The organism is Streptomyces sp. NPDC091377, assembly GCF_044757045.1.
In the GTDB taxonomy this organism is placed as follows: Bacteria; Actinomycetota; Actinomycetes; order Streptomycetales; family Streptomycetaceae; genus Streptomyces.
In genome coordinates, this window is sequence record NZ_JBIVUE010000018.1 from 46,434 (window position 1) to 71,879 (window position 25,446).

Consider the following 25,446-nt stretch of genomic DNA (forward strand, 5'->3'; position numbering starts at 1 on the left):
AACCCCGCGATGCGACCGCTTTCCCTCCCCGGCGCCTGGGTGCACGAGCCGAAGGTCTTCCCCGACGGCCGGGGCAGCTTCCACGAGTGGTTCAAGTCCCCCGCCTTCACCGAGGCGGTGGGCCACCCGCTCACCGTGGCCCAGGCCAACATGTCCGTCTCCAGCCGGGGCACCCTGCGCGGCATCCACTATGCGGATGTGCCGCCGGGCCAGGCCAAGTACGTCAAGTGCGTGCGCGGCGCGGTCCTCGACGTGGTCGTGGACATCCGTACCGGCTCACCCACCTTCGGTCAGTGGGAGGCGGTCCGCCTCGACGACCGGGACCATCACGCGGTGTACCTCTCCGAGGGCCTCGGCCACGGCTTCATGGCCCTCACCGACGACGCCACCGTGGTCTACCTGTGCTCCGAGGGCTACGCCCCCGAGCGGGAGCACGGCATCCACCCGCTCGACCCGGCCCTGGCCATCGACTGGCCCGCGGACATCCCCCCGCTGCTGTCCCCGAAGGACGAGCGGGCCCCCACCCTGGCGCAGGCCGTGGAGCAGGGGACGCTGCCGTCCTACGAGGAGTGCGTGGCCTACCGGGAGGGCCTCGCCTGAGCCCGTGCCGTCGCGGCCCAGGGCCGGGGCGGGCCCGGTTTGACCCCCTCGGGGCGGGCCCCGTACTCTTGACCGTCGGTGTGTCCCCGGATATGGACGCGCCACATCCCCGTAAACCTCTTCCTCCGGCGGCACCCGGTGTCGGCGGAGAGGCTGCTCGCGTGTCGGGCCGCTGGACTGCGGGGGTGCCGTTCCTGAGCGAGAGAGTGAGATCCGCGTGTACGCCATCGTGCGCAGCGGTGGCCGTCAGCACAAGGTTGCTGTCGGTGACATCGTCGAGGTTGACAAGATTTCCACCGCCAAGGTTGGCGACACGGTAGAGCTCTCTACCCTGCTCGTTGTCGACGGCGAGGCCGTGACCAGCGACCCGTGGGTGCTGGCCGGCATCAAGGTCCAGGCCGAGGTCGTGGACCACCACAAGGGCCAGAAGATCGACATTCTGCGCTACAAGAACAAGACCGGCTACCGCCGTCGCCAGGGCCACCGCCAGCAGTACACGGCGATCAAGGTCACCGCGATCCCCGCGGCTGCGAAGTAAGGGACTGAGGAGAAATGGCACACAAGAAGGGCGCATCGTCCACTCGGAACGGTCGCGACTCCAATGCCCAGCGGCTCGGCGTGAAGCGCTTCGGCGGCCAGGTCGTGAACGCGGGCGAGATCCTGGTCCGCCAGCGTGGTACGCACTTCCACCCCGGCTCCGGCGTGGGCCGCGGCGGTGACGACACGCTGTTCGCGCTTCAGCCCGGTGCGGTGGAGTTCGGCACCCACCGTGGCCGCAAGGTCGTGAACATCGTTCCGGTCGCCTGACCCGAGCGAGTCGACCGAAGCTTTCCACAGCTTTCGCGAGGCGGACCTCACTTCCCGGTCGGGAAGGCGGGTCCGCCTTTCGCGTGTTGACATTGACATTGACCCGAGTTTTCTGGAGGCACCACCATGACCACCTTCGTGGACCGCGTCGAACTGCATGTCGCCGCGGGTAACGGAGGTCACGGCTGTGCCTCCGTCCACCGGGAGAAGTTCAAGCCGCTCGGCGGTCCCGACGGCGGCAACGGCGGACACGGCGGCGATGTGATCCTCACCGTCGACCAGTCCGTCACCACGCTGCTCGACTACCACCACTCCCCGCACCGCAAGGCCACCAACGGCAAGCCCGGCGAGGGCGGCAACCGCTCCGGCAAGGACGGCCAGGACCTGGTGCTGCCCGTCCCCGACGGCACCGTCGTCCTCGACAAGGCGGGCAATGTCCTCGCCGACCTCGTCGGCCACGGCACCTCCTACATCGCCGCCCAGGGCGGCCGGGGCGGCCTCGGCAACGCCGCGCTCGCCTCCGCCCGCCGCAAGGCGCCCGGCTTCGCCCTCCTCGGCGTGCCCGGGGACCTGCGGGACGTCGTACTGGAGCTGAAGACCGTCGCCGACGTGGCGCTCGTCGGCTACCCGAGCGCCGGGAAGTCCTCGCTGATCTCCGTGCTCAGCGCGGCCAAGCCGAAGATCGCCGACTACCCCTTCACCACCCTGGTGCCGAACCTCGGTGTGGTCACCGCGGGCTCCACCGTCTACACCGTCGCCGATGTGCCCGGGCTCATCCCCGGCGCCAGCCAGGGCAAGGGCCTCGGCCTGGAGTTCCTGCGCCATGTCGAGCGGTGCAGCGTCCTGGTGCACGTCCTGGACACCGCGACCCTGGAGTCCGACCGCGACCCCGTCTCCGACCTCGACATCATCGAGGAGGAACTGCGGCAGTACGGCGGCCTCGGCGACCGGCCCCGGATCGTCGTCCTCAACAAGATCGACGTGCCGGACGGCAAGGATCTCGCCGAGATGGTCCGCCCGGACCTGGAGTCACGCGGCTACCGGGTCTTCGAGGTGTCCGCGGTCGCCCACATGGGGCTCAAGGAGTTCTCGTTCGCCCTCGCCGACATGGTCGCGCAGGCCCGCGCCGCCAAGCCGGCGGAGGAGGCGACCCGCATCGTCATCCGGCCCAAGGCGGTGGACGACAGCGGCTTCACCGTCACCCGCGAGGAGGAGTCCCTCTTCCGGGTCCGCGGCGAGAAGCCCGAGCGCTGGGTGCGCCAGACCGACTTCAGCAACGACGAGGCCGTCGGCTACCTCGCCGACCGGCTCAACCGCCTCGGCGTGGAGGACCAGTTGATGAAGGCCGGCGCCCGCACGGGCGACGGTGTCGCCATCGGGCCCGAGGAGAACGCGGTCGTCTTCGACTGGGAGCCGACCGTCATGGCCGGTGCGGAGATGCTCGGGCGCCGCGGTGAGGACCACCGTATGGAGGCGCCGCGCCCGGCCGCCCAGCGGCGGCGCGATCGGGAGGCCGAACGGGACGAGGTCCAGCAGGAGTTCGAGGGCTTCGAGCCGTTCTAGCCGACGGCGGAAGGCACGGTCCGGGCCTACTGGGCTGACCGTCCGGGCCTGGCGGACTGACGGTACGGACGGTACGAGGGCGGCGGCCCTGGCTCACCGGAGAGGTGGGGCAGGGCCGCCGTCGTGCGTTCCGGCGACGTCCCCGCCCGCCCTGCACTTGTCATGCCCGCGCTTTCTCCCGTTCAGCGGGCCGACCAGCCCGCCGTGGAGCTTCCGAAGTGTCCAGGACACCACCGGGGCAAGGGAGTTCCCCCCATGACACCCATGACACCGACGACACCGACGACACCGACGACACCGACGACACCGACGACATCCACCCCCCTCCTGACCGACGCGAACGGGACGGTCCCGACCGGCGGCCGTCGTCGCTTCCTGACCGCCGGGGCCGCCGTCGTGGGCACCGCGGCCTCCGCCCAGCTCTGGCTGCCGGCCTCCGCACGGGCCGCCGAACCACCGCTGCCCGAAGGGGTGTTCAGCCTGGGCGTCGCCTCGGGCGACCCCCTCCTGGACGGCGTCGTGCTGTGGACCCGGCTCGCCCCGGACCCGCTGCACGGCGGCGGCATGCCCGACCGCACGGTGACCGTGCACTGGGAGATCGCCGAGGACGAGCGGTTCCGCACGGCCGTACGCCGGGGTGCCGCCCAGGCCCGGCCCGAGTACGGGCACAGCGTTCACGTGGATGTACGAGGGCTGCGCGCCGGCCGCACCTACTGGTACCGCTTCCGTGCGGGCGGGCGGCTCTCCCCGACCGGCCGCACCCGTACCGCGCCGCCCCGCACGGCCTCCGGCGGCAGCCTGCGCATCGCGCTCGCCTCCTGCCAGAACTGGCAGCACGGCTGGTTCACCCCGTACGCCGACATGCGCGCCCAGGACCCCGACGTGGTGCTCTTCGTCGGGGACTACCTGTACGAGTCGAGCCCCTCGGCGACCGCCCCGCGCCGGCACGAGGGCGCGGGGGAGCCGTACGGCCTGGCCCAGTACCGCAACCGGTACGCCCAGTACCGCGGCGATCCCCACCTCGCGGCGATGCACGCGAGCGCGCCGTTCGTCGTCACCTTCGACGACCACGAGGTGGACAACGACTACGCGGGCGGCATCCCGCAGGACCCGGACAAGCAGCCGCACGACGCCTTCGCGGCCCGGCTGGCCGCCGCCTACCAGGCGTACTACGAGCACATGCCGGTCCGCGCGAGCGCCGTCCCGAACGGCCCCCACATCCGCATGTACCGCCGACTGGAGTTCGGCCGCCTCGCCCGGCTGAACGTGCTGGACACCCGCCAGTACCGCAGCGACCAGGCCACCGGCCAGGAAGGCGCGAAGAACCCCGCCCTCACCATGCTCGGCGCCGCCCAGAAGCGCTGGCTGCTCGACGGACTGCGCTCCTCGCCCGCCCGCTGGAACCTGGTCGCCTCGCAGATCATGATGGCCGAGACGGATCTGCTGGTCGGCGAGGGCAAACGGTGGTTCTACGACGCCTGGGACGGCTACCAGGCCGAACGCAACGCGTTCATGAGGGAGTTCAAGGCCACCCGCAACCCGGTGGTGCTCACCGGCGACCGCCATCTGACCATGGTCAGCGATCTCAAGGAGGACTACGACGACCCGGGCTCCGCCGTCGTCGGCGCCGAGTTCGTCGGTACGTCCATCTCCTCCAACGGCGACCAGGACCAGAGCGCGTTCCGCAAGGAGTGGGACCCGCGCATCCCGGACAACCCGCACTGGAAGCTGCTCGACGCCCACCGCGGCTACCACCTCTTCGACGTGCGCCGCGACGGCATCGACGCACGCGTCCGGGTGGTCGACACCGTGCTGAAGCCGAAGTCCGCGGCCCGCACCCTGGCCACGCTGCGGGTGGACGCGGGACGGCCCGGCGTGCGCGTCGTCTGACCGGGCCCGAACCAGGCCCCCGCCCACAGCCCCCCACCCGGTCCAGTCCCTGCCCGAACCAGACCCCCGCCCACAGCCCCCCACCCGCTCCAGTCCCTGCCCGAACCAGACCCCCGCCCACAGCCCCCACCCGGTCCAGTCCCGGTCCAGTCCCGGTCCAGTCCCGGTCCGGTCCCTGCCCGGGGCCGGCCCCGCACGCACCGCCCCGCGCGGTGCCGGAACGCCGCGCATCGCCCCCTGACCCTGGCCGAGACCGAAATGCCGCGCAATCTTGATGTCGAGTTCCGCGGCGGGCGCCGGTGGCGGCCGGGGAGACCGGGGAGACCGGGGCGGGGGTGGTCGGACCGGTCCCGGGCGGGGCCGGGGCCGCGCTCGAAGCCGCTGCTCAGGCGCCGTACGGGCCGCTCACGACGGGGCGCCGCCGTACCCGTGCGGCACAGCGACGTCACTCACCGTGACCGTTCGTTCCTGTGGAGTTACTCACAGCGATTCCCGGGGTGCCGGCTGGGCGCCCCGGGAACTGTTCGGCCTTCACCAGCGTCATAAAGGTGAATGAGAGGTTGCGCGCACATATGCGCCCGAGGTCGCTCACCTTGCATCGCGGTAACCACAAGTGGGACCCTTTGCACGTTCCCAGTCGCCCCAAGGTAGGTCACCTGTGTCACAGCACATTGCCAAGCCCCGTACCACCGCAGTGATCCTGGCCGGCGGCACCGGTCAGCGCGTGGGTCTGTCGATCCCCAAGCAGCTGCTGAAGATCGCCGGCAAGGCAGTCATCGAGCACACCCTGACCACCTTCGAGAACGCCGACTCGATCGACGACATCATCGTGCTGATGGCGCCGGGTTACGTGCCGGACGTGGAGAAGATCGTAGCGAAGGCGGGCTTCACCAAGGTCTCCCGTGTCATCGAGGGCGGCGCCACCCGCAACGAGACCACCGAGCGCGCCATCGCCGCCCTCGGCGAGGGCCTGGCCGAGGGCGAGGACCCCAACGTCCTCTTCCACGACGCCGTACGGCCGCTGCTGTCCCGGCGCGTCATCGACGACTGCGTGGCCGCCCTGGAGCGCTATCAGGCGGTGGACGTCGCCATCCCCTCCGCCGACACCATCATCGTCACCCGTACCCACGGCGAAGACGGCGAGTTCATCACCGAGATCCCGGACCGCTCCCGGCTGCGCCGCGGCCAGACCCCGCAGGCGTTCAAGCTGTCCACCATCAAGCGGGCCTACGAGGTGGCCTCCGGCGACCCCAACTTCCAGGCCACGGACGACTGCACGGTGGTCCTGCGCTACCTGCCCGACGTGCCGATCCACGTCGTCGCGGGCGACGAGTACAACATGAAGGTCACCCAGCCCGTCGACGTCTTCATAGCCGACAAGATGTTCCAGCTCGCCTCCACGGCCGCGCCGGAGCAGAACGGCGAGGAGGCGTACCGCGAACTGCTCAGCGGCAAGACGGTCGTCGTCTTCGGCGGCTCCTACGGCATCGGCAAGGACGTCGGTGAACTCGCCGAGTCCTACGGCGCCACGGTCTACGCCCTGGGCCGCTCCACCACCGGCACCCACGTGGAGAACCCGGAGGAGGTGGACGACGCCCTGTCCAAGGCGTACGCCGAGACCGGGCGCATCGACTACGTCGTCAACACCGCGGGCGTCCTGCGCATCGGCAAGCTCGCCGAGACCGACAACGCCACCATCGAGGAGGCGCTGAAGGTCAACTACCTGGCGCCGGTGCAGATCGCGCGCTCCGCGTACAAGTACCTGTCCGAGACCAAGGGCCAACTGCTGCTCTACACCTCCAGCAGCTACACCCGCGGCCGGGCCGAGTACAGCCTCTACTCCTCCACCAAGGCCGCCATGGTCAATCTGACCCAGGCGCTGTCCGATGAGTGGGCGGGCGACGGCATCCGCGTGAACTGCATCAACCCCGAGCGCACGGCCACCCCGATGCGCACCAAGGCGTTCGGCCAGGAGCCCGCGGGCACCCTGCTCTCCTCCGAGGCCGTGGCGCGCACCTCGCTCGACGTGCTGCTCTCCGAGCTGACCGGCCATGTCATCGACGTACGCCAGCAGGACCCGACGGCGGTCACCGGCCGGGCCTCCGGCTTCGAGCAGGCGCTGGCCGGTGTGCTGGACCGTCAGGACGGCGTGGCATAATCGACATCTCCTAGCCTTCTGTCATTCAGGCCCTTGTGGGTACCGGTTCGCCGGGCTGTCGCCGAGCGATCGCCGAAAATGCGCCGCGTATGCACAAGGGCCTGAGTCCATGAAATTCCAGAAAACTTCACATACTGAGGTCTTCACACTGTTTTCCGGATTTTCACGGGCCTCCCGACACCTGCGGGCTTAACCCACCGGCACCCCTCCCAGAGCAGGTTTTCCGTGATAACCACCGCTATTCGCGTCGCCCGGGTGGGCAGCGCGGCCGAACTGGCCGCGGCGGCGCTGATGATGCTGGGCTACCCGGCGCTCATGCTGGCCGCGCTGGTCCCGAGCGTCCCCGCCTTCGCCGCCGCGGCGGCCGTGACCTACCTCGCGGACCACTATCTGCACCGCAAGGGCAGCTATCTGATCAACCGCCTGAGCAAGGTGCGCGCGGGACTGTCGATCCGCTTCCTGATCCGTGAGCTGCTGCTGGTGCTGCTGCTGGCCCGGCTGTCCCTCTCGGACAACCTCATGTTCTACGGCGCGGTCGCCGGCTTCATCGCCTTCTACGGCCTCCAGGCCCCGCACGGCGCGCTGGTCACCCTGATCCGCAACCGCCGCCGGATGCCGGTCGCCACCCGCAACGTCGACCTGAAGTCCCGCATCCGCATCCCCGACGCCCCGCCGCGGTGGCTGCTGGACCGCTCCGCCGAGAAGATGCTCCACCTCGACCTCGCGGCCGTCGTCGGCATACTGATCAGCGCCCAGACGGACTCCGCCGCCGCTGGTTTCGCCGGGGTCGGCGCCACCATCGGCCTGGGCTGTGTGTACGTCCTCGCCCTCGCCCCGTACGTGCGCGGGCGGAAGATACCGCCGGGCGCCGACACCGTCCTCGCCGCCATGGACGACTGGCTGCGCGTGCACCGCCCCGAGACCGTGCTCTACTTCTCCGGCTCCAAGGACTCCGCCTACCAGGTCAACATGTGGCTGGAGACCATGGAGCAGCTCGACTCCAGGCCGCTGGTGATCCTGCGGGAGCGGGCCGTCCTGGAGCGCCTCGCGCCCACCACCGTCCCGGTCGTCTGCGTGCCCGGCGGGGTGCACCTGATGAACATGGACCTGTCCACCGTGCGGGTCGCGCTGTACGCGGCGAACGTCGGCAAGAACATCCACCTGCTGCGCGTCCCCACCATGAAGCACGTCTTCATCGGCCACGGCGACAGCGACAAGCTCGCCAGCGTCAACCCGTACAGCAAGGTCTACGACGAGGTGTGGACCGCCGGCCGGGCCGGCCGCGACCGCTACGCCATCGCCGACGTCGGGGTCCGCGACGACGACATCGTGGAGGTCGGCCGCCCGCAGCTCGCCCCCATCCAGTCCTGGCAGGGCGTGCCCGAGGGCCGTGTCCCCACCGTGCTGTACGCGCCGACCTGGGAGGGCTGGGACGACAACCCCGGCAACACCTCCCTGCTGCTGGCCGGCGAGAACATCGTCCGCTCGCTCGTGACGGCCGACCCGCCGGTCCGCGTCCTGTACAAGCCGCACCCCTTCACCGGCACCCGCAGCGCCGCCGCCAAGGCCGCCCACCAGCGGATCACGGACCTGGTCCGCAAGGCCGCGGAGGAGCGCGCCGCCGATGCCCGCTTCACGGCCGACGCCACCGAGACCGCCGCCGCGCGGGCTGAGCTGGCCCGGATCGAGGCCCTGCTCGGCCGGTCCTCCCGCTCCGGCGACACCGGCGACGACGCCGAGGCCACCCGGGACGGTGTGGTCGACGTGGCCCGGTTCGAGGAGATCGCCCGGCTGCGCGCCGAGTGGAACACCGCCTACTGGCGGTCCTTCCCCGCCTGGGAGCACCGGGTCATCACGGACGCCGAGCCGCGGCTGTACGACTGCTTCAACGTCTCCGACGCGATGGTCTCCGACATCTCCTCCGTGGTCTCCGACTTCATCGCGAGCGGCAAGCCGTACGCGGTGACGGACTCCGCCGAACTCGGCGAGGAGGAGTTCAAGCGGCAGAACACCGCCGTGCGCGCGGCCGTGATCCTCTCCAACGGTGCCACCGAGCTGATCGCCCTGCTCGCCGCGGTGCGCTCACCGGCCGCCGACCCGCTGGCCGGTGAGCGGCGTGAGCTGAAGCGCTATCTGCTGGGGCCGGACGAGCCGACCTCGCTGCAGCAGTTCAACACGGCGGTGAGGAACCTCGCGGTGAAGGCGGCGGCCCGCAACCGGGGCCAGGACGCCCGGGCGACGGAACTGACCGGCTGAACCACACGGAACCGACCGGCTGAACCACATGGACCCGACCGGCTGAGCAATACGGAACTGACCGGCTGAGCAGCGCCTCGGCCGAGATCAGGCCCCGAGGACCCCCGGGCCCTCGGGGCCTTCTTCGTGCCCGCAAAAGACAAGCGGCCTAAGAAGACAAGGATCACAACCCCGGGAATGCAACCCTGCGCCCCTGTGTCCCGTCTTGAAGGCATCGAAGAAAGACATACCGAGGAAATTCTCCGTGACCAAGAGGATTTCCTCCGTGACCATAAGGGGAAACCGTGACGCAGCCTGATGTCAGTGTGATCATCGGGGCGTACGAAGCGATGCCTTATCTGATCGACTGCCTGGCGTCGGTCGAGGCACAGACCATCGATCCGGGGCGAGTCGAAGTCATCACCGTGGACGACGGCTCGACGGACGGTACGGGGGAGTACCTGGAGGAGTTCGCCGCCCGCGCGCCGATGCCGGTCACGGTGATCCGGCAGGAGAATTCCGGCGGCCCGAGCGGCCCGCGCAACGTCGGCCTCGCCAAGGCGACCGGCCGGTACGTCTTCTTCCTGGACGCCGACGACCGGCTCGGCGAGGAGGCGCTGGAGCGGATGGTCGGGGCGGCCGACCGCAACGGCACGGACGTGGTGCTCGGCCGCGTCGAAGGCGTCAACCGCAAGGCGCCGAGATCGATGTGGGACGCGAACCGCGACCGTACGGACGTCTACTCCTCCAACATCAAGTTCACGCTGAGCGCGCAGAAGCTGTTCCGCCGCGCCCTGCTGGACCGTCACGGCATGCGGTTCGACGAATCCCTGTGGACCGGTGAGGACGCCCTGTTCACGATGGAGGCGTATCTGCGGGCCGACGGGGTCTCCGTCATCGCCGACTACACCTGCTACTACCTGGTGGGCCGCAGCGACGGCAAGCACGTCACCAAGTCCGGCGGCTACGCCAAGCGCTTCGACTCGGCCCGCTCGCTGATGGCCCTGATCGCGGACCTGGTCCCGCCCGGCCCCCGCCGTGAGCTGCTCATGGTCCGCCCCTTCACGGTCACCCTGCTGCCCCAGTTCGGCCCCCCGTACGCCAAGGACAGCGAAGAGGTGCGACGCCACAAGCTGGAACTGGCCAAGCCGATGATGGACGCGTACTGGAACGCCGACCTGGCCCGTCGGCTGCTGGTCAACGAGCGGCTGCGGCTGCACCTGGTGGCCGAGCAGCGGGGCGATCTGCTGCTCGACGTGGTCAAGTTCGTCCGGTCCAAGACGCGGCCGACGGTGTATCTGGAGCGTCGGGGCAGCCGGGTCTACCTCGGCTACCCGCATTTTCGCGAGCGGGCCGCCGGGATCCCCGACTCCGTCTATCTGGCCGAGCCCCGCGAGGCCCGCAAGGTGCCGGGGTACCGGGAGAACCGCATGGGGCAGCTGGTGCAGCGCGCGACGCGCAAAGCGCGGCGGATCATCCTGCCGACGGGAACGTCCGGAGGCAGAGCGGCCCGAAAGCCGTAGCACGGACGGACAGGACAGTGCCGGGCACGCGACACACGGCCCGGCACTCCACGCCGTACGGCTGACGGGGCCGTCACCCCTGGTGGTTCACGGTGTCACTTCTCGCCCAGCGCACGTGAGACCACCCGCCGCGCCCGGCGGTACACCGACGGCGCGGGGACCGGGCCCTTGGCCGGCGCCGCCGCGGCGGCGGGCCGGGCCTTCAGTTCCTTGCGCAGCTTGGCGTTGTCGGCGGTGAGCGCCTCGACCCGGCCGTGCAGGAAGCCCAGCCGGCTGCTCATCTCCGCGATGCTGGTGTCGAGCCACGGCCGTACGCCCGGCGGGAACGACAGATCGAGCATCCGCTCCTCGAACGCCGCGCCCCCGTCGCCGTGGGTGAACGTGTCCTCCAGGCCGTTCCTGGCCAGGAACCCCGTGAACCGCTCGAACCGCTCCTGGTGGCCGCCCATCAGCGCGCTGAAGTCCGCCTCGTCGTGCAGCTCGGCCGGGTCCAGATCGGCCGGCACCGTGTCGATCGTGCGGTGCGGGATGTCGAAGTAGCGGCACAGCTCCAGCGTCCGGGAGTCGGAGCAGAGCACGGTCGCCGGGGTGCCCGCGAGCAGCGCGGCGATGTTGCCGTGGATGCGTGAGCCGAAGGAGAAGTCGAACCCGCTCAGATCATCGATCCAGGTGACCGGGTCGACGTAGACGCGGACCTTGTCCTCCCGGTACATCGGGTGGTCCGGGTGGGTCGGCATGCCCGTCACCCGGGCGTTCGGGCTGGACATGTCACGCCAGTGCAGCTGGCGGGCGTCGCTGAGGTTCTGGCCGATGAAGCGCAGATTGGGGTAGCGCTCGTGGGTGCGCCGGATGACCTTGCCCAGGCCCTGCGTACGGACCGCGCTGTGCGAGCCGTTGATCGCGATGCGGGACATGGCGGTGAGCGCGGGCGTCCGCTTGTGCACGGCGAGTTCCTTGCCGTACATGAACAGCGACGGGCAGCCGATGACCTCGACGTCCCGGAAGCCCATGTCCTTCAGATAGCGCTCGGTGAACTCCCCGCGCACCCCGATCGAGGCGCTGTGGTCGAGCACCGCGGAGACGAACGCCCGCACGCTGGGCTCCAGCGGCTTGAGGCGGGAGGCGTCGTACTTCAGGCTCGCCTGCGCGCCGACGCCGAGCACCACCACCGGGATGGTGAGCTTGTTGATCAGCTTCGTCAGACGGTTCAGCGACTCCTCGAAGGTGGGCCGGAAGGCGTTCGCCAGCGGCACCACGAAGGCGTCGAACTCCTCGTTGATCCGACCGGCCGCCGCGACGTTCGTCCGCATGCCGTTGGAGACCACTTCGCAGCGCGGTGTCTCCAGGATCTTGTGAGAGGCATCACTGAAGATCAGGTTGCCCGCGTTGGTGGCAATCACGTCCCGGTGGAGGGCCTCTTCGAGGGGGACGACGTCGTACGGGCTCTTCCCGGATCGGAGAAGGATGCGCTTCACGCGCTGCGCAGGCTGATCGGTGTGGGGCACGTCTGTCGAGTTAAGTTCACCGGCACTTCGATTACTAGACGAAATCCGTACAACTTTTTTGCCATACGCGGAGCGAAGTCACCCGGTGACCGAACGTGAGTGCCGGGGGTGGGCGTCCGCTGGATGAAATCGCCGAGCGGGAAAGGATCCGCTTCGCGTAGATTGCCGGGCGGGGCAAGCCGGAGGCGCCGGAGCTACGCGAGAGGCGAACAGCAACGTGGCAGGGGCAAGGCAGGCCGTGCGAACGGCCCGCAGGATCGTCGTCAAGGTGGGTTCCTCGTCGCTGACCACCGCCTCCGGCGGACTGGACGCGGACCGGGTCGACGCCCTCGTGGACGCGCTGGCACGGATCCGCAGCGGCGGGGAGCGCGAGGTCGTGCTGGTCTCCTCCGGCGCCATCGCCGCCGGACTCGCCCCGCTCGGACTGCGCCGCCGTCCCAAGGATCTCGCCCGCCAGCAGGCCGCCGCCAGCGTCGGCCAGGGCCTGCTCGTCGCCCGCTACACCGCCTCCTTCGCCCGCTACGGCGTCCGGGTCGGCCAGGTGCTGCTCACCTCCGACGACATGAGCCGCCGCGCCCACCACCGCAACGCCTCGCGCACCCTGGACAAACTGCTCGCGATGGGCGCCCTCCCGGTCGTCAACGAGAACGACACCGTCGCCACCGACGAGATCCGCTTCGGCGACAACGACCGGCTCGCCGCCCTCGTCGCCCACCTCGTCCGCGCCGATCTGCTGGTCCTGCTCTCCGACGTCGACGGCGTGTACGACGGCGACCCCAGCCGGCCCGGCACCACCCGGATCGCCGAGGTGCGCGGCCCCGGCGACCTCGCGCATGTCGAGATCGGCAGCGCGGGCAGGGCCGGGGTCGGCACCGGCGGCATGGTCACCAAGATCGAGGCCGCCGGGATCGCCGCCGCCGCGGGCATCCCGGTGGTGCTCACCAGCGCGATCCACGCCGGCGACGCCCTCACCGGCCAGGACACCGGCACCTACTTCCACCCCACCGGCAAACGCTCCGCCGACCGGCTGCTCTGGCTCCAGCACGCCTCCACCCCGCAGGGCGCGCTCGTCCTGGACGACGGCGCCGTACGGGCCGTCGTCGAGCGCCGCACCTCACTCCTGCCGGCCGGGATCGCCGCCGTCGAGGGCGAGTTCAGCGCCGGTGACCCCGTCGAACTCCGCGACACCGGGGGCCGCCCGGTCGCCCGCGGCCTGGTCAACTTCGACGCCAAGGAGATCCCGCGGCTGATCGGCCACTCCACCCGCGAACTGGCCCGCGACCTCGGACCCGCGTACGAGCGCGAGGTCGTACACAGGGACGACCTGGTGCTCCTCCATCCGCAAAAGACCTGATTCGTCCACCCCCGGTGGGGGACGTTCCGTAAAACGCCCCCACGGAGCCTTGCGGCCTGCTCAACTTTGTTACAGGAATCCTTCCGCATGAACGCTGCGCGAAGCTGCGCAGTCACCTCGCCAGGACGACACGATCGAGCAACCGAGGAGGCCGCCGTGAGACGAGTGCGTCCTGGGGCGGCGACGCCCCGCGGCACTGCCCCCGGGACCTCCTCCCGTCCCGCGGCCTCCCGTCCCGCCGGCCCCCGCCCGCCCGGCGAGGAACGCGCCCTGACCAGCGTCGCGGCCGGCGACCGCTACGAAGCCGAATGCCATGAGGCCGAGCGCCCCGGCGAGGTGCCCCGGCTGTGGCACGTCACCCTCAGCGTCTCCGGCGAGGCCGCCCCGCTGAAGGAGGTCCGCCGCGCCCTCCAGCAGCTCGCCCACGACCACCCCTTCCTCCTCACCAGCCGCTACGCGGGCGACCACGCCGAGATCCGCTACTGGGAGGAGGCCCGCGACCTCCACGACGCCGCGGCCGTCGCCCTGCGCCTGTGGGGCGAACACCGCCAGACCGCCGGGCTGCCGCCCTGGGAGATCGTCGGCCTGGAGGTCATCGACCGCGAGACCTACCACCAGCGCCTCGCCGAGGGCTACGGCCCGCCTCCGGCGTCCCCGGTGGGAGTGCACCCGTACTGAGCCCCGCCTCGGGCGCCCCCTGTCCGTTCTCGATCGTTGTTCGAGCGGTGTCTCGGGCCTTGGGACAGCCTCGGGAACGCCCCGCCGCACGCACTACCCTTCCTTCATGACCACGCTCTCGCCGTACGACTCCATGTCCCCGGTCACCGAGGCCGCCTACCGGGCGAAGGCAGCCGCCGCCGACCTCGCCCCGATGCCCCGGGCCGCGAAGGACGACGCGCTGCTCGCCATCGCGGACGCCCTGGAAGTCCGTACGGCGGAGATCGTCGAGGCCAACGCCAAGGACATCGCCAAGGCCCGCGAGGCCGGCACCAGCGAGGCCGTCATCGACCGGCTCACCCTCACCCCGGAGCGGGTGCGGGCCATCGCCGCCGACGTGCGGGACGTCGTCGCCCTGCCCGACCCCGTCGGCGAGGTCGTCCGCGGCTCGACCCTCCCCAACGGCATCGACCTGCGCCAGGTCCGCGTCCCGCTCGGCGTCGTCGGCATCATCTACGAGGCCCGCCCCAACGTCACCGTGGACGCCGCCGCCCTCTGCCTCAAGTCCGGCAACGCGGTCCTGCTGCGCGGCTCGGCCTCCGCCTACGCCTCGAACGCCGCGCTGGTCCGGGTCATCCGGGACGCCGTCGGCGGCGCCGGCCTGCCCGCCGACGCCGTCCAGCTCGTCCCCGGCGAGAACCGCGACAGCGTCCGCGAGCTGATGCGCGCCCGCGGCCTGGTCGACGTCCTCATCCCGCGCGGCGGCGCCTCCCTCATCCAGACCGTGGTCGCCGAGTCCACCGTCCCGGTCATCGAGACCGGCACCGGCAACTGCCACGTCTACGTCGACGCCCAGGCCGACCTCGACATGGCCGTCGAGATCCTCATCAACTCCAAGGCGCAGCGGGTCAGCGTCTGCAACGCCGCCGAGACCCTCCTCGTCCACCAGGACATCGCCGCCGAGTTCCTGCCGCGCGCGCTGGACGCCCTCGCCGAGGCCGGAGTGACCGTGCACGCCGACGACCGTGTCATGGCGTACGCCAAGGACTCCCGCGCGACCGTGGTCGAGGCCACGGCCGAGGACTGGGAGACCGAGTACCTGTCGTACGACATCGCCGCCGCCGTCGTGGACTCCCTCGACCGGGCCGTCGAGCACATCCGGCTGTGGACCTCCGGCCACACCGAGGCCATCGTCACCACCTCCCAGCAGGCGGCCCGCCGCTTCACCCAATTGGTCGACTCCACGACCGTCGCCGTGAACGCCTCCACCCGCTTCACCGACGGCGGCCAGTTCGGCTTCGGCGCGGAGATCGGCATCTCCACCCAGAAGCTGCACGCCCGGGGCCCGATGGGGCTCCCGGAGCTGACCAGCACCAAGTACATCGTGACCGGGGACGGCCACGTACGGCGCTGAACCGCCCCCCGCGTCCCCCGCCTCAACAGGCGTCCCAGCAGGTGTCTCCACACGTGTCTCAACAGGTGTCTCAGCAGGCGGATGAATGTCCATACGGTCTGCCCAAATTGACCCCCCAGGTCTACTCTGGGAACGTGCCGGACGACGTGGGGGGCACGCCGTTCCCTGACGGCTGGATGCCCGACGACGACCACGACCGCGGAATGTCGGACGAAGAATTCGACGCCGTGGTCTTCGACGAGGACTTCGTACAGGCGGCAGCCGTCCATGAGCCGACCGCCGTCGAGCGCCTCCTGGCCGCCGCGGAGGCGAGAGCCGAGGCGTCCGAGGCCGAGGCCCGCCGCGCCCGCCGCCGGGGCGAACCCTACGACGATCTCCACGGCCCCTACGACTTCGACGGCCGCCGTTTCGGCCAGGACCCGGAACTGGACGAGCTGGACGACCCCGACGGCCCGGACGACCACTACGGCCCCGGCGCCTACGGCAAGCACATCCGCTGGCACCGCGCGGTCGCCTGGCTGCTCGCCCTCCTGATGGGAATCGGCATGGTCGCCCTCGCCTTCGCCGCGGTCTACCGGGGCGCCTCCTCCGGCCGCCAGGACCCGGCCCCGCCCCCGGCCACCACCGGCGTCGAACAGGGCGGCGCGGCGCTGCCCTCGGCCTCCGTCGAGTACTCCCGCCCGGCGGTCTCGGCGATCCCCCGCACCCCCTGAGGGGCGTCCGGGATCCCGGGCCGCGTTTCCGGCCGGGATCAGTGGTGATGCCTTGTCAGAAGTTGTCCCGCGGCCGGGCGTTTACCGAAGCGCCGCGAGACCGACTCTGAAGATATGGGCGGTCCTGGAGACCCACCAGAGGGGACACCCGACGGCGCCCCCGGCGGTGCGGACGACGAATACCGATCGGTCGTGTTCGACGAGTCCTTCATCCGTGCTGCCCGCCTCCAGGAGTTCTCCGCACAGGAGCGCCTCGACGACCACGCGCCCGCCGTCCGCCGACTCCCACCGATGCGCCGCGGACTGTCCCGGCAGGCACTGATCCTGGTCATGCTGATCGCGATGGCCTTCGGCACCGCGATCTACATGGGCGTCCGCACCCCGGCCCCCGGCCGCGGGACGACCGCCCCCGTACCGCTCCAACCGCTGCGCACGACCGTCGTCCCGCTCGCCCCGCGAGGTGCGGTCCCCGGCACCACCGACACCCGCGCGCTGTACGAGGCGAGCCCCGCGGCGGAGTACGGCACCGGCGCCGAGGGGATCCCGCTGCCCGCCTCCCGGCCCACCGCGAACTTCTCCGACAGCCAGGTCAGCACCGCGCTGATCACCGCCAAGGACTATCTGGTCCGCTCCTCGCTCTACCCCGAGGTGCTCACCGGCGGTGAGATCCGGCCCGTACGGGTGATGCTCGACCCGGACCAGCTCGACCAGTTCGACCAGAGCTTCGAGCACCCGGCCGCCGACGGACGGTACGCGTCCACCGGCTGGCTGGTCCGCTTCGACCCCGGGGCCGTCGAACTCGCCGACCACCGGATCCGGGTCCGCGGCAACCTCCAGATCACCGAGACCGACTCCGCGACCCTGGAGGTGGTCTCCGACCACGTCTTCGTCTACGCGCTGCGGCCGGCCGGCGCCGGTGCGGACGCCGAGGCGTCCCTGTTCACCGTCCGGCGCGAACTGCGCTTCCTCTTCGACCACGACGACCTGCGCCTCAACCAGGCCCACCTGCGTCACTCCGACCTCAGGGCGGGCCCGCTCTCCTGCACCGACAGCGCGGCCGACCGGCTCCGCCCCCTCCTGGCCGGCCAGGCCCCGGGGCCCGGCGTCCCGGCGGACACGGACCCCTATGACCCGACCGACCCGGCGGCACTGTGCGGAACACTGGCCGCGGGGGCGCTGCCGAAGGTGTGACGGGGGACGGGCGGGCCGCCGTCAGTTCTCGTCGCGCGGCGGGTCCTCCGTGCGGGTCGTGCCGTTGGCCGGGTTGTCCTTCGGGGCCGAGGAGCCGCCGCCCGAGCCGCCGAACCCGCCGAAGCCGCGCCGCACCCGGCCGCCCAGGTCCCCGGCGCCGCCCGCGATATCGCTGACCAGCTTCATCAGCGGGTCCTTGGAGTCCTTGACCTGGCTGGCGTAACTCGCGGCGGACTCACGGAAGGAGTCGGTGACAGAGGTGTCCTTGTCCTCGCTGCGGCGCGGGTAGTGGCCGTCCACGATCCGCTGGTAGTCGCGGGACTCGGCCCACTTCTTCAGCTCGGCCGCGCGCACCGTGGTGAACGGGTGGGAGCGGGGCAGGACGTTCAGGATCTTCAGCACGGAGTCACGCAGGTCGCCGCCCGACTCGTACTCCTCGGCCTGCTCCAGGAACGCGTCCACGTTCATCTCGTGCAGATGGTTGCCGCCCGCGATCTTCATCAGGCCGCGCATCGACGCCTGGAGGTCCTGTCCGACCAGCAGTCCGGCCCGGTCGGCGGACAGCTCGGACTTGCGGAACCACTCACGCAGCGCCGTCACGATCGCCATGATCGCGACATTGCCGAGCGGGATCCACGCCACCCGCAGCGCCAGGCTGGTCAGGAACAGCAGGATCGTGCGGTACACGGAGTGCCCGGAGAGGGCGTGGCCCACCTCGTGGCCGACGACGGCCCGCATCTCCTCCTCGTCGAGCAGTTCGACCAGGCCCGTGGTGACCACGATGATCGGCTCGTCCAGACCGATGCACATGGCGTTGGGACGCGGGTCCTGGCTCACATACATCGAGGGGACCTTCTCCAGGTCCAGGATGTAACAGGCGTCCCGCAGCATGTCGTTGAGATGGGCGAACTGCCGGTCCGAGACCCGCACGGAGTCGGAGAGGAACAGCAGCCGCAGACTGCGCTCGGGCAGCAGGCCGCTGAGGGCCTTGAACACCGTGTCGAAACCGCTCAGCTTGCGCAGCGCGACCAGTGCGGAGCGGTCGGCCGGATGCTCGTACGCACGCGAGGAGATCCCCGGGAAGCGCCTGCGCTGCCTGCTCGGCACGTTCGCGTGCCCGTCCTGCTGGTGGCTGTCGTCGGACATGTGATCCCCCAGTGCGTGTGGATGTGCCCTGTGTGCCCCCGAATCAGGGACCACCCTAGGCGGAGTTACCTTGGACGGGCACTACAGCGAAGGAGTCCTCCGCCATGGACCGTCATCCCGCAGCCGCGTGGCTCACCGAGGCGGCGGGTGCCGCCGAGCAGCAGGGTGCGGGCAACCTGCTTCGGGTCGTGCTGGTCGTGCTGGCCGTGGGCTGTGCGCTCACCGCGTGGTTCGTGTTGCGTGGCTACAAGCAGAAGGACGACTGAGCGAAGTCGAAGGTTCCCCGGCCCCGCGAGGGCGCGCGGCCGTGCGCCTCCCTGGTCCCGGAAGGGCGCGGAGCCGAAGGCCCCCGGAGCCCGCGGAGGCGGGTGCGCGGCCCCAACGGCGGAGTCGGCGTGATCGCCGCCCGGCCGCCCGCTTACGATGAGCAGACGTCGTTGTCCCGCCCACACCGGATAGGTTCTGCCGAAGATGACTTTCCACAGCGCCGCCCAGCTGGTCACCCTCGCCGCGGAAGGCGGGGAACACGGCGGCAACCACCAAAGCCTCAGCCCGTTGCTCACCGGCGGCGGCGCCCTGTTCATCCTGCTGCTCCTGCTGTGGATCACCACCCGCTTCAACCGCGACCGCTGAGCCCGGCCGGGGCCGCACGGACCGGGCCGGTAGGGTCTGCACGCATGGGAGAGCAGGACATGCCGACCGGTCCGGGGCACACCGGCAAGCGCCGCCTCGGCGTCATGGGCGGCACCTTCGACCCGATCCACCACGGGCACCTCGTGGCGGCCAGTGAGGTCGCCGCGGCCTTCCATCTGGACGAGGTGGTGTTCGTCCCCACCGGGCAGCCGTGGCAGAAGAGCCACCGCACGGTCTCCCCGGCCGAGGACCGCTATCTGATGACGGTCATCGCCACCGCCGAGAACCCGCAGTTCTCGGTCAGCCGTATCGACATCGACCGCGGCGGCCCCACCTACACCGCGGACACCCTGCGCGATCTGCGCGCGGTCAACCCGGACACCGACCTGTTCTTCATCACCGGTGCCGACGCCCTCGGCCAGATCCTCACCTGGCGCGACACGGACGAGCTGTTCTCCCTGGCACACTTCATCGGGGTCACCCGGCCCGGCCACCCGCTCGCCGACCCAGGACTGCCGGAGGGGGGAGTCTCGCTGGTCGAGGTCCCCGCGCTGGCCATCTCGTCCACGGACTGCCGTACGAGAGTCGCCAAGGGCGACCCGGTCTGGTATCTGGTGCCGGACGGGGTCGTGCGCTACATCGCGAAACGAGAGCTGTACCGCGGCGAGTGAGCCGAGAGGGGCACCGGTGAACGACCGATACGACGCGGGGTACGAGGGCCAGTACGAGCTGGTCGGCTACGACGCGTACGGACAGCCCGTGTACCGGCAGGTCCCGCCCCCGCAGCAGTCCCCGCAGCAGCCCTACGACCCGTACGCCCCCTACGGACAACAGGGCCAGGGCTACGACCCGTACGCGACCGGCGCCCAGCACCAGGACCAGCAGCAGCCCGCGCCCGGCCACGACCCCTACGGCACCGGCCAACAGCCCCCCGTCCCCCCGCAGGACGGCTACGACACCACCGGCGCCTATCCCGCGTACGACACCTACGGCACCTACGACGGCTACGACGGCTACGACGGCTACGACGGCTACGCCCCGTACGGACAGGCCGCGGCCGGTGGGCAGCAGCCGCGGGTCGCCGAGCAGACCGCCTACATCCCCCAGCAGGCCGGCCCGCCCGCACCGGACCCGGGGCCCGGCGCGCAGGACCCCGACGCGGACCCCGCGCCCGATGACGGCCGCGACCACCGCACCGGGCAGTTCGCGTTCGTGGAGGAGCCCGACGGCGACTCCGAGGACGTCATCGACTGGCTCGCCTTCACGGAGAACCGCACCGAGCGCCGCGAGGAGGCCAAACGCCGCGCGCGCGGACGCCTGGTCGCCCTCGTCGTCGTCCTGGCCGTCTTCGCGGCCGGCGGCGTCGGCTACCTCTGGTACGCCGGGAAACTGCCGGGCCTGTCCTCCTCCGACGGCAAGAACGGCGGTACGACGGCCGCGGGCGCCCAGAAACGGGACGTGATCGTCGTCCACCTCCACGACACCAAGGGCGGCGGCACCTCCACGGCCCTGCTGGTGGACAACACCACCACCAAGCGCGGCACCACCGTGCTGCTGCCCAACACCCTCGCCCTGTCCGGCGACGACGGCTCCGCGACCACCCTCACCAAATCGGTCAAGGACGACGGCTCCTCCGGCACCCGCGAGGCCCTGGACACCGCCCTGGGCACCTCCATCCAGGGCACCTGGCGGCTGGACACCCCCTACCTCCAGAACCTCGTCGACCTGGTCGGCAACATCGAGGTCGACACCGACACCGACGTGCCCGACCCCGACGCCGAGAAGGGCGGGGCCCCGCTGGTGCGCGAGGGCGAGAAGCAGACCCTCAGCGGCAAGAACGCCGTCGCCTACGCCACGTACAAGGCGTCCGGCGAGAAGCAGGAGGCCCAGCTCGAACGGTTCGGCCAGGTCATGCAGGGCGTGCTGCGCAAGATGTCGTCCGACCCTGAGGCCGCCACCACGACCGTGCAGACACTCGCGCAGATCCTCGACCCCTCCCTCACCGACCAGGACCTCGGCACCTTCCTCGCCGCCCTGTCCGACCTCGCCAAGAGCGGCGACCACACGACGACGCTGCTGCCCGTCGAGCCCGACGGCACGCTGAACGCGCAGACCGGCGCCGGTGTCGTCAAGGACGTCCTCGGCGGCACCGCCAAGAACCCCGAGCAGGGCTCCGCCGTCCGCGTCTCCGTGCAGAACGCCACCGGCGCCAAGGACCGCACCGACAACGCGCGCGTAGCGCTCCTGAACGGCGGCTTCACCTTCCTGGAGGGCGGTACGGCCGGCACCGCGCAGCCCACGTCGAAGGTCACCTACGGGGAGGCCGCCGACAAGGAGAACGCCACCGAGGTCGCCAAGACCCTCGGCCTGCCCGACAGCGCGGTCACCCAGGGTGACGCGGCCTCCCACGCCGATGTGTCGGTGGTGCTGGGGCAGGACTACGAGCCCGCCGACCCGTAAACCGGTGAGGGCCCGTCGGCGGTCCGTGAGACCCTTGGGGCAAAAGACCGCCGACGGAAAGCCTTGTAGTGACCGCTACCGACCGCTCCCTGGAGCTCATCAACACCGCCGCCCAGGCCGCGGCTGACAAGCTGGCCCATGACGTCATCGCCTATGACGTCAGCGACGTACTGTCGATCACCGACGCCTTCCTGCTGGCCTCCGCGCCCAACGACCGCCAGGTCAAGTCGATCGTCGACGAGATCGAGGAGCGGCTCCAGAAGGAACTGGGCGCCAAGCCGGTGCGCCGCGAGGGCGACCGCGACGCCCGCTGGATCCTGCTCGACTACGTCGACATCGTCGTCCATGTGCAGCACAGCGAGGAGCGGGTCTTCTACGCTCTGGAGCGGCTGTGGAAGGACTGCCCCGAGATCGAGCTGCCCGCCGACGCGAAGGCCACCCGCGGCAAGGCCCAGGAGCACGCCAAGCTCCAGGCCGCCGAGGAGGCCGCCGAGGCGGGGGAGTGGCGATGAGCGCCGCGCACGAGGCCGCCGCCGGGTTCTCCTTCGCCGGTGCCCCGGCAGGCCGCGCCCGCCGGATCATCATGTGGCGGCACGGCCAGACCGCCTGGAACGTGGAGCGCCGCTTCCAGGGCACCACGGACGTCGAGCTGACCGAGACCGGCCTCGCCCAGGCCCGTCGCGCCGCCCGGCTGCTGGCCTCCCTGAAGCCGGACGCGATCATCGCCTCCGACCTCAAGCGCGCCGCGTACACGGCCGCCGAGCTGTCCGTCCTCACCGACCTGGAGGTCAGCCACGACGACGCCCTGCGCGAGACCTACGCGGGCGTCTGGCAGGGTCTGACGCACGAGGAGATCATCGAGCGCCACGGCGACGAGTACACCGCCTGGAAGCGCGGTGAGCCGGTGCGCCGGGGCGGTGGCGAACTGGAGTCCGAGGTCGCCGACCGCGCCGCCCCCGTGGTGCTGCGGCACGCCGACAAGCTGCCCGACGGCGGCACGCTGGTCGTCGTCAGCCACGGCGGCACGATCCGCACCACCATCGGCCGGCTGCTCGGCCTGGAGCCTGAGAACTGGGAGAGCCTCGGCGGCCTCTCCAACTGCTGCTGGTCCGTCCTCGGCGAGGGCGCGCGCGGCTGGCGCCTGCTGGAGCACAACGCCGGCACCCTGCCCGAGCCGGTCCTCGGCGACGACGACTGAGCGTCGTACCCGGCCCGTCCGGGCCGTCGTACGCCCCCGGGGTCCGGATTTCACTTTCCGGCAGGTCGCAGGCTAAAGTTCTTCTTGTTCGCCCCGCCCGACGGGGGGAGCGCGAGGGGCTATAGCTCAGTTGGTAGAGCGCTTGCATGGCATGCAAGAGGTCAGGAGTTCAATTCTCCTTAGCTCCACAGGATGAAGATCCCGTCCCATGAGGGGCGGGATTTTTCATGTGACGATTCTCCTCCCGACGTGAGTCGAACGGGGCCCGTGGGGCGTATAAGTCGGTGGAGGCGCCCTGGGTGCGCCGACGCGCCGGGCGGGTGTCGTCCGTGCGTTGTCGTGGCCGGACTGGTACCCAGGCGTCGCTGACCGTATTGGTCCGGCCGTGGCAGAATCAAACGGCCGGAAGGGGGCGCGACCCGACGGGAGGGAGTAGCGATGCCTGCGAGCATCCCCAAGGAGGTCGGCCACCTCCTTGGCGAAGCGGCGTTGATACGGGGGACGGCCACCCGGCTCAGCTGCCCTTCCTGCGGTTCCGCTCATGTGGCCCAAGTCCTCGGCGACAACGGCGGGATCTCGTACGTGTGCACCGCCTGCGGCCACAGCTGGAGCTGATCGATGGGTGCACACAGGCGAAAGTGCGACTGGTGCGGCAGCGGTACGCCCATCGTCCGCGACATGGAACCCGTGAACCCCGACTACCAGTACTGGTGTGAGGAATGCGCGCGGGCGCTGATCATAAAAGGCGACCCGATCGAGACCTATCGGGAACTGGAGGGCGAGCCGATCTACGGCCGTCTCCTCGAAGAGCACTGCACACTCAAACGGTTCTATTCGTTCGTGACGGCTTGACACGCACCCCGCGCACCCCGCGCACCACACGCCTCACGTCCTTCCTCCGTCCTCGCGTCCGTCCCCACGTGCGTTCCCTTCGCGCCGTCACGGCGAGGAAGGCACAGCCCGTCAGCGCGTAGAGCGCCGACAGCGTCAACTCGGCTCCGCCCTGACGCAGTTCCGGCCGGTGCGGTCCGTGCGGCACCCACCACAGGGCGTACGAGCAGAACACCACCGACGTGGCCACCGCTCCCGCGCGGTACGCGCGCGACCCCAGCAGCAGCGCCAACGGCACACACCAGACCCAGTGATGCGACCACGACACCGGGCTGACCAGCAGCGCCGTCACCGCCACCGCGCACACCGCCCAGGGCCGCCGCCCCCGCAACTCCGCCACGACCGCCACCGCGAGCCCCGCCCCCGCCGCCACGACCGCCACCGCGAGCCACCAGCCACCCGGGTCGGGGGAGTGCAGCAGCCGCGCGAGCACCCCCCGCAGCGCCTGGTTCGCGGTCTCCTCGGCGTGTCCGACCCGTCCCGCGCGGAACACCATCGCCGACCAGAACCGCCAGGAGTCGTACGGCAGGACGGCCGCCGCCAGTCCCGTCGCGCCCGCGAACGCGGCGACCGCCCCGCGCGCGTGCCGCAGCCAGGGACCGCCCGGGCCCCGGCGGACGTACGCCACCGCCCCGGTCGCCAGCAGGAACACCACGAACAGCGCGGGCGTCAGCTTCACGGCCGCCGCGAGGCCGATGCCGACGCCGGCCCAGCGGGCCCTCTCCCGCCGGGACAGATCCCACAGGACCAGCACGGCCAGCAGCAGATTGATCTGCCCGTAGCGCAGGGTCGTCCACACCGGCTCGCACCAGACGGCCACCGCCGCCGTCCACCAGACGGCCGTCCCGCGCCTCTCCCCGACCAGCAGCAGCGACTGCCGGACGAACACCACCAGCAGCGCGAGGTTCCCGGCGGTCGCCAGGGCGCGCAGCACCTCCGTGCCGGGCAGGGTGAGCGGGGTGAACAGCAGGGCCGCGAACGGCGGGTAGGTGGTGGGCAACTGAGCCGCCGTCGCCCGCAGCGCGTACAGATCGCCGCCCGCGCGGACGGTCGCGCCCTCCGCCCGGTACACCATCAGGTCGATCATCGAGACCTGTGCCGCCCGCTGCGCCAGCCAGAACGCCGTGAACGACAGCAGACAGGTCCCCAGTGCCACCACCGGCACCCGGCGGCGGTGGACTACGGAGAGCGCGAGCACGGTCACGGAGGCCGACACTAGCGCCCTTATCGGTGCAGAACGGAAACGGTTTGGTGCTGCACCCGGTCGAGCGTGTAATGTTGGCGTCGCCGCCGGGGAGAACCGGGCGGAGACCGGCACAACCGCGGTTCCACCGCGTGGCCGCCCGGGGCTATAGCTCAGTTGGTAGAGCGCTTGCATGGCATGCAAGAGGTCAGGAGTTCAATTCTCCTTAGCTCCACAAGATCCATCAGTTTGACGAACAGATCCCGCCGGATCAGGACGATCCGGCGGGATCTTTCGTTTCCCGCCGTTCCCGTGCCGCCGTTCC

The 25,446-nt window shown here is 70.8% G+C and carries 24 protein-coding genes and 2 tRNA genes; 23 read left to right on the plus strand and 3 right to left on the minus strand.

Annotated features, from left to right (window positions below):
• Positions 1–9 precede the first annotated feature (9 nt).
• The 8 genes from rfbC to ACIQNG_RS30850 all read left to right on the plus strand — a co-directional run bounded on the left by rfbC (position 10) and on the right by ACIQNG_RS30850 (position 10,776).
• Positions 10–600: a dTDP-4-dehydrorhamnose 3,5-epimerase gene (gene rfbC / locus ACIQNG_RS30815; RefSeq protein ID WP_401489543.1), complete on the plus strand. Its 591-nt coding sequence runs from the start codon at positions 10–12 to the stop codon at positions 598–600.
• Between the two features lie 217 nt (positions 601–817).
• Positions 818–1,138 (plus strand): 50S ribosomal protein L21, encoded by a 321-nt coding sequence (gene rplU / locus ACIQNG_RS30820; protein ID WP_401430486.1) that lies wholly within the window; start codon positions 818–820, stop codon positions 1,136–1,138.
• A 14-nt stretch (positions 1,139–1,152) separates the two neighbouring features.
• Entirely contained in the window at positions 1,153–1,407 is a 255-nt protein-coding gene (gene rpmA, locus ACIQNG_RS30825; protein WP_401430484.1) for a 50S ribosomal protein L27, read from the plus strand.
• A gap of 126 nt (positions 1,408–1,533) precedes the next feature.
• Entirely contained in the window at positions 1,534–2,970 is a 1,437-nt protein-coding gene (obgE, locus tag ACIQNG_RS30830) for a GTPase ObgE (RefSeq protein WP_401430482.1), read from the plus strand.
• A gap of 255 nt (positions 2,971–3,225) precedes the next feature.
• Complete coding sequence (locus ACIQNG_RS30835; RefSeq protein ID WP_401489546.1) at positions 3,226–4,860, plus strand: alkaline phosphatase D family protein; 1,635 nt, start codon at positions 3,226–3,228, stop codon at positions 4,858–4,860.
• Positions 4,861–5,518: 658 nt separating this feature from the next.
• Positions 5,519–7,018: a D-ribitol-5-phosphate cytidylyltransferase gene (locus ACIQNG_RS30840; RefSeq protein ID WP_401430480.1), complete on the plus strand. Its 1,500-nt coding sequence runs from the start codon at positions 5,519–5,521 to the stop codon at positions 7,016–7,018.
• A gap of 225 nt (positions 7,019–7,243) precedes the next feature.
• Entirely contained in the window at positions 7,244–9,274 is a 2,031-nt protein-coding gene (locus ACIQNG_RS30845; RefSeq protein ID WP_401489548.1) for a hypothetical protein, read from the plus strand.
• A 284-nt stretch (positions 9,275–9,558) separates the two neighbouring features.
• A complete protein-coding gene (locus tag ACIQNG_RS30850; RefSeq protein ID WP_401489550.1) occupies positions 9,559–10,776 on the plus strand; it encodes a glycosyltransferase family 2 protein in 1,218 nt (405 codons plus the stop codon).
• 95 nt (positions 10,777–10,871) lie between these two features.
• Here the strand turns inward: ACIQNG_RS30850 and ACIQNG_RS30855 are convergent, their stop codons facing one another.
• Positions 10,872–12,251: a polysaccharide pyruvyl transferase family protein gene (locus tag ACIQNG_RS30855; RefSeq protein ID WP_401430474.1), complete on the minus strand. Its 1,380-nt coding sequence runs from the start codon at positions 12,249–12,251 to the stop codon at positions 10,872–10,874.
• A 247-nt stretch (positions 12,252–12,498) separates the two neighbouring features.
• Here ACIQNG_RS30855 and proB point away from each other — a divergent pair, with 247 nt between their 5' ends.
• The 5 genes from proB (at position 12,499) to ACIQNG_RS30880 (ending at position 17,610) form a co-directional block, all read left to right on the plus strand.
• Positions 12,499–13,635, plus strand: coding sequence for a glutamate 5-kinase (gene proB, locus ACIQNG_RS30860; RefSeq protein ID WP_401430472.1), 1,137 nt, complete (start codon positions 12,499–12,501; stop codon positions 13,633–13,635).
• A 156-nt stretch (positions 13,636–13,791) separates the two neighbouring features.
• Positions 13,792–14,313: a hypothetical protein gene (locus tag ACIQNG_RS30865; RefSeq protein ID WP_401430470.1), complete on the plus strand. Its 522-nt coding sequence runs from the start codon at positions 13,792–13,794 to the stop codon at positions 14,311–14,313.
• Between the two features lie 106 nt (positions 14,314–14,419).
• Entirely contained in the window at positions 14,420–15,706 is a 1,287-nt protein-coding gene (locus tag ACIQNG_RS30870) for a glutamate-5-semialdehyde dehydrogenase (RefSeq protein WP_401430468.1), read from the plus strand.
• Positions 15,707–15,840: 134 nt separating this feature from the next.
• Entirely contained in the window at positions 15,841–16,419 is a 579-nt protein-coding gene (locus ACIQNG_RS30875; protein WP_401489553.1) for a hypothetical protein, read from the plus strand.
• Between the two features lie 114 nt (positions 16,420–16,533).
• A complete protein-coding gene (locus ACIQNG_RS30880) occupies positions 16,534–17,610 on the plus strand; it encodes a hypothetical protein (RefSeq protein ID WP_401489555.1) in 1,077 nt (358 codons plus the stop codon).
• A gap of 21 nt (positions 17,611–17,631) precedes the next feature.
• Here ACIQNG_RS30880 and ACIQNG_RS30885 read toward each other — a convergent pair whose 3' ends face one another.
• Complete coding sequence (locus ACIQNG_RS30885) at positions 17,632–18,756, minus strand: M48 family metallopeptidase (RefSeq protein ID WP_401489557.1); 1,125 nt, start codon at positions 18,754–18,756, stop codon at positions 17,632–17,634.
• Between the two features lie 104 nt (positions 18,757–18,860).
• Here ACIQNG_RS30885 and ACIQNG_RS30890 point away from each other — a divergent pair, with 104 nt between their 5' ends.
• The 9 genes from ACIQNG_RS30890 (at position 18,861) to ACIQNG_RS30930 (ending at position 23,899) form a co-directional block, all read left to right on the plus strand.
• Positions 18,861–19,022 carry a hypothetical protein gene (locus ACIQNG_RS30890; protein WP_401430460.1) on the plus strand — a complete coding sequence of 54 codons (162 nt, stop codon included), beginning with the start codon at positions 18,861–18,863 and terminating at the stop codon, positions 19,020–19,022.
• 205 nt (positions 19,023–19,227) lie between these two features.
• Complete coding sequence (locus tag ACIQNG_RS30895; RefSeq protein WP_401430458.1) at positions 19,228–19,389, plus strand: hypothetical protein; 162 nt, start codon at positions 19,228–19,230, stop codon at positions 19,387–19,389.
• Positions 19,390–19,433: 44 nt separating this feature from the next.
• Positions 19,434–20,060, plus strand: a complete 627-nt coding sequence (nadD, locus tag ACIQNG_RS30900; RefSeq protein ID WP_401430456.1) for a nicotinate-nucleotide adenylyltransferase — start codon at positions 19,434–19,436, stop codon at positions 20,058–20,060.
• A gap of 16 nt (positions 20,061–20,076) precedes the next feature.
• Entirely contained in the window at positions 20,077–21,849 is a 1,773-nt protein-coding gene (locus ACIQNG_RS30905; protein WP_401489560.1) for a LytR C-terminal domain-containing protein, read from the plus strand.
• Between the two features lie 68 nt (positions 21,850–21,917).
• Positions 21,918–22,361, plus strand: a complete 444-nt coding sequence (rsfS, locus tag ACIQNG_RS30910; RefSeq protein ID WP_401430452.1) for a ribosome silencing factor — start codon at positions 21,918–21,920, stop codon at positions 22,359–22,361.
• Positions 22,358–23,047, plus strand: a complete 690-nt coding sequence (locus tag ACIQNG_RS30915; RefSeq protein WP_401489562.1) for a histidine phosphatase family protein — start codon at positions 22,358–22,360, stop codon at positions 23,045–23,047. The genes rsfS and ACIQNG_RS30915 overlap by 4 nt, the downstream gene beginning before the upstream one ends.
• Before the next feature lie 115 nt (positions 23,048–23,162).
• A tRNA-Ala gene (locus ACIQNG_RS30920) sits at positions 23,163–23,235 on the plus strand.
• 250 nt (positions 23,236–23,485) lie between these two features.
• The gene (locus tag ACIQNG_RS30925) at positions 23,486–23,662 is read left to right on the plus strand and encodes a hypothetical protein (protein WP_401430448.1); all 177 of its coding nucleotides are present in this window, start codon (positions 23,486–23,488) and stop codon (positions 23,660–23,662) included.
• A gap of 3 nt (positions 23,663–23,665) precedes the next feature.
• Positions 23,666–23,899, plus strand: a complete 234-nt coding sequence (locus ACIQNG_RS30930; RefSeq protein WP_003976229.1) for a hypothetical protein — start codon at positions 23,666–23,668, stop codon at positions 23,897–23,899.
• On the opposite strand, the gene ACIQNG_RS30935 is transcribed toward ACIQNG_RS30930, so the two are convergent.
• Positions 23,868–25,142, minus strand: a complete 1,275-nt coding sequence (locus ACIQNG_RS30935; RefSeq protein ID WP_401489564.1) for a glycosyltransferase 87 family protein — start codon at positions 25,140–25,142, stop codon at positions 23,868–23,870. The two genes, ACIQNG_RS30930 and ACIQNG_RS30935, sit on opposite strands and share 32 nt — an antisense overlap.
• 141 nt (positions 25,143–25,283) lie before the next feature.
• On the opposite strand from ACIQNG_RS30935, the gene ACIQNG_RS30940 reads away from it, so the two are divergent.
• Positions 25,284–25,356 (plus strand) — tRNA-Ala (locus tag ACIQNG_RS30940).
• The last annotated feature ends 90 nt before the right edge of the window (positions 25,357–25,446 follow it).

Bases quoted from the DNA above. Each gene is read 5' to 3' on its own strand.
- ACIQNG_RS30915 (WP_401489562.1), top strand. From the start codon at position 22,358: ATGAGCGCCGCGCACGAGGCCGCCGCCGGGTTCTCCTTCGCCGGTGCC.
- ACIQNG_RS30930 (WP_003976229.1), top strand. From the start codon at position 23,666: ATGGGTGCACACAGGCGAAAGTGCGACTGGTGCGGCAGCGGTACGCCC.
- ACIQNG_RS30895 (WP_401430458.1), top strand. From the start codon at position 19,228: ATGACTTTCCACAGCGCCGCCCAGCTGGTCACCCTCGCCGCGGAAGGC.
- ACIQNG_RS30890 (WP_401430460.1), top strand. From the start codon at position 18,861: ATGGACCGTCATCCCGCAGCCGCGTGGCTCACCGAGGCGGCGGGTGCC.
- ACIQNG_RS30925 (WP_401430448.1), top strand. From the start codon at position 23,486: ATGCCTGCGAGCATCCCCAAGGAGGTCGGCCACCTCCTTGGCGAAGCG.
- ACIQNG_RS30870 (WP_401430468.1), top strand. From the start codon at position 14,420: ATGACCACGCTCTCGCCGTACGACTCCATGTCCCCGGTCACCGAGGCC.
- rfbC (WP_401489543.1), top strand. From the start codon at position 10: ATGCGACCGCTTTCCCTCCCCGGCGCCTGGGTGCACGAGCCGAAGGTC.
- rpmA (WP_401430484.1), top strand. From the start codon at position 1,153: ATGGCACACAAGAAGGGCGCATCGTCCACTCGGAACGGTCGCGACTCC.
- ACIQNG_RS30885 (WP_401489557.1), bottom strand. From the start codon at position 18,756: ATGTCCGACGACAGCCACCAGCAGGACGGGCACGCGAACGTGCCGAGC.
- nadD (WP_401430456.1), top strand. From the start codon at position 19,434: ATGGGAGAGCAGGACATGCCGACCGGTCCGGGGCACACCGGCAAGCGC.
- ACIQNG_RS30880 (WP_401489555.1), top strand. From the start codon at position 16,534: ATGGGCGGTCCTGGAGACCCACCAGAGGGGACACCCGACGGCGCCCCC.
- obgE (WP_401430482.1), top strand. From the start codon at position 1,534: ATGACCACCTTCGTGGACCGCGTCGAACTGCATGTCGCCGCGGGTAAC.
- ACIQNG_RS30835 (WP_401489546.1), top strand. From the start codon at position 3,226: ATGACACCCATGACACCGACGACACCGACGACACCGACGACACCGACG.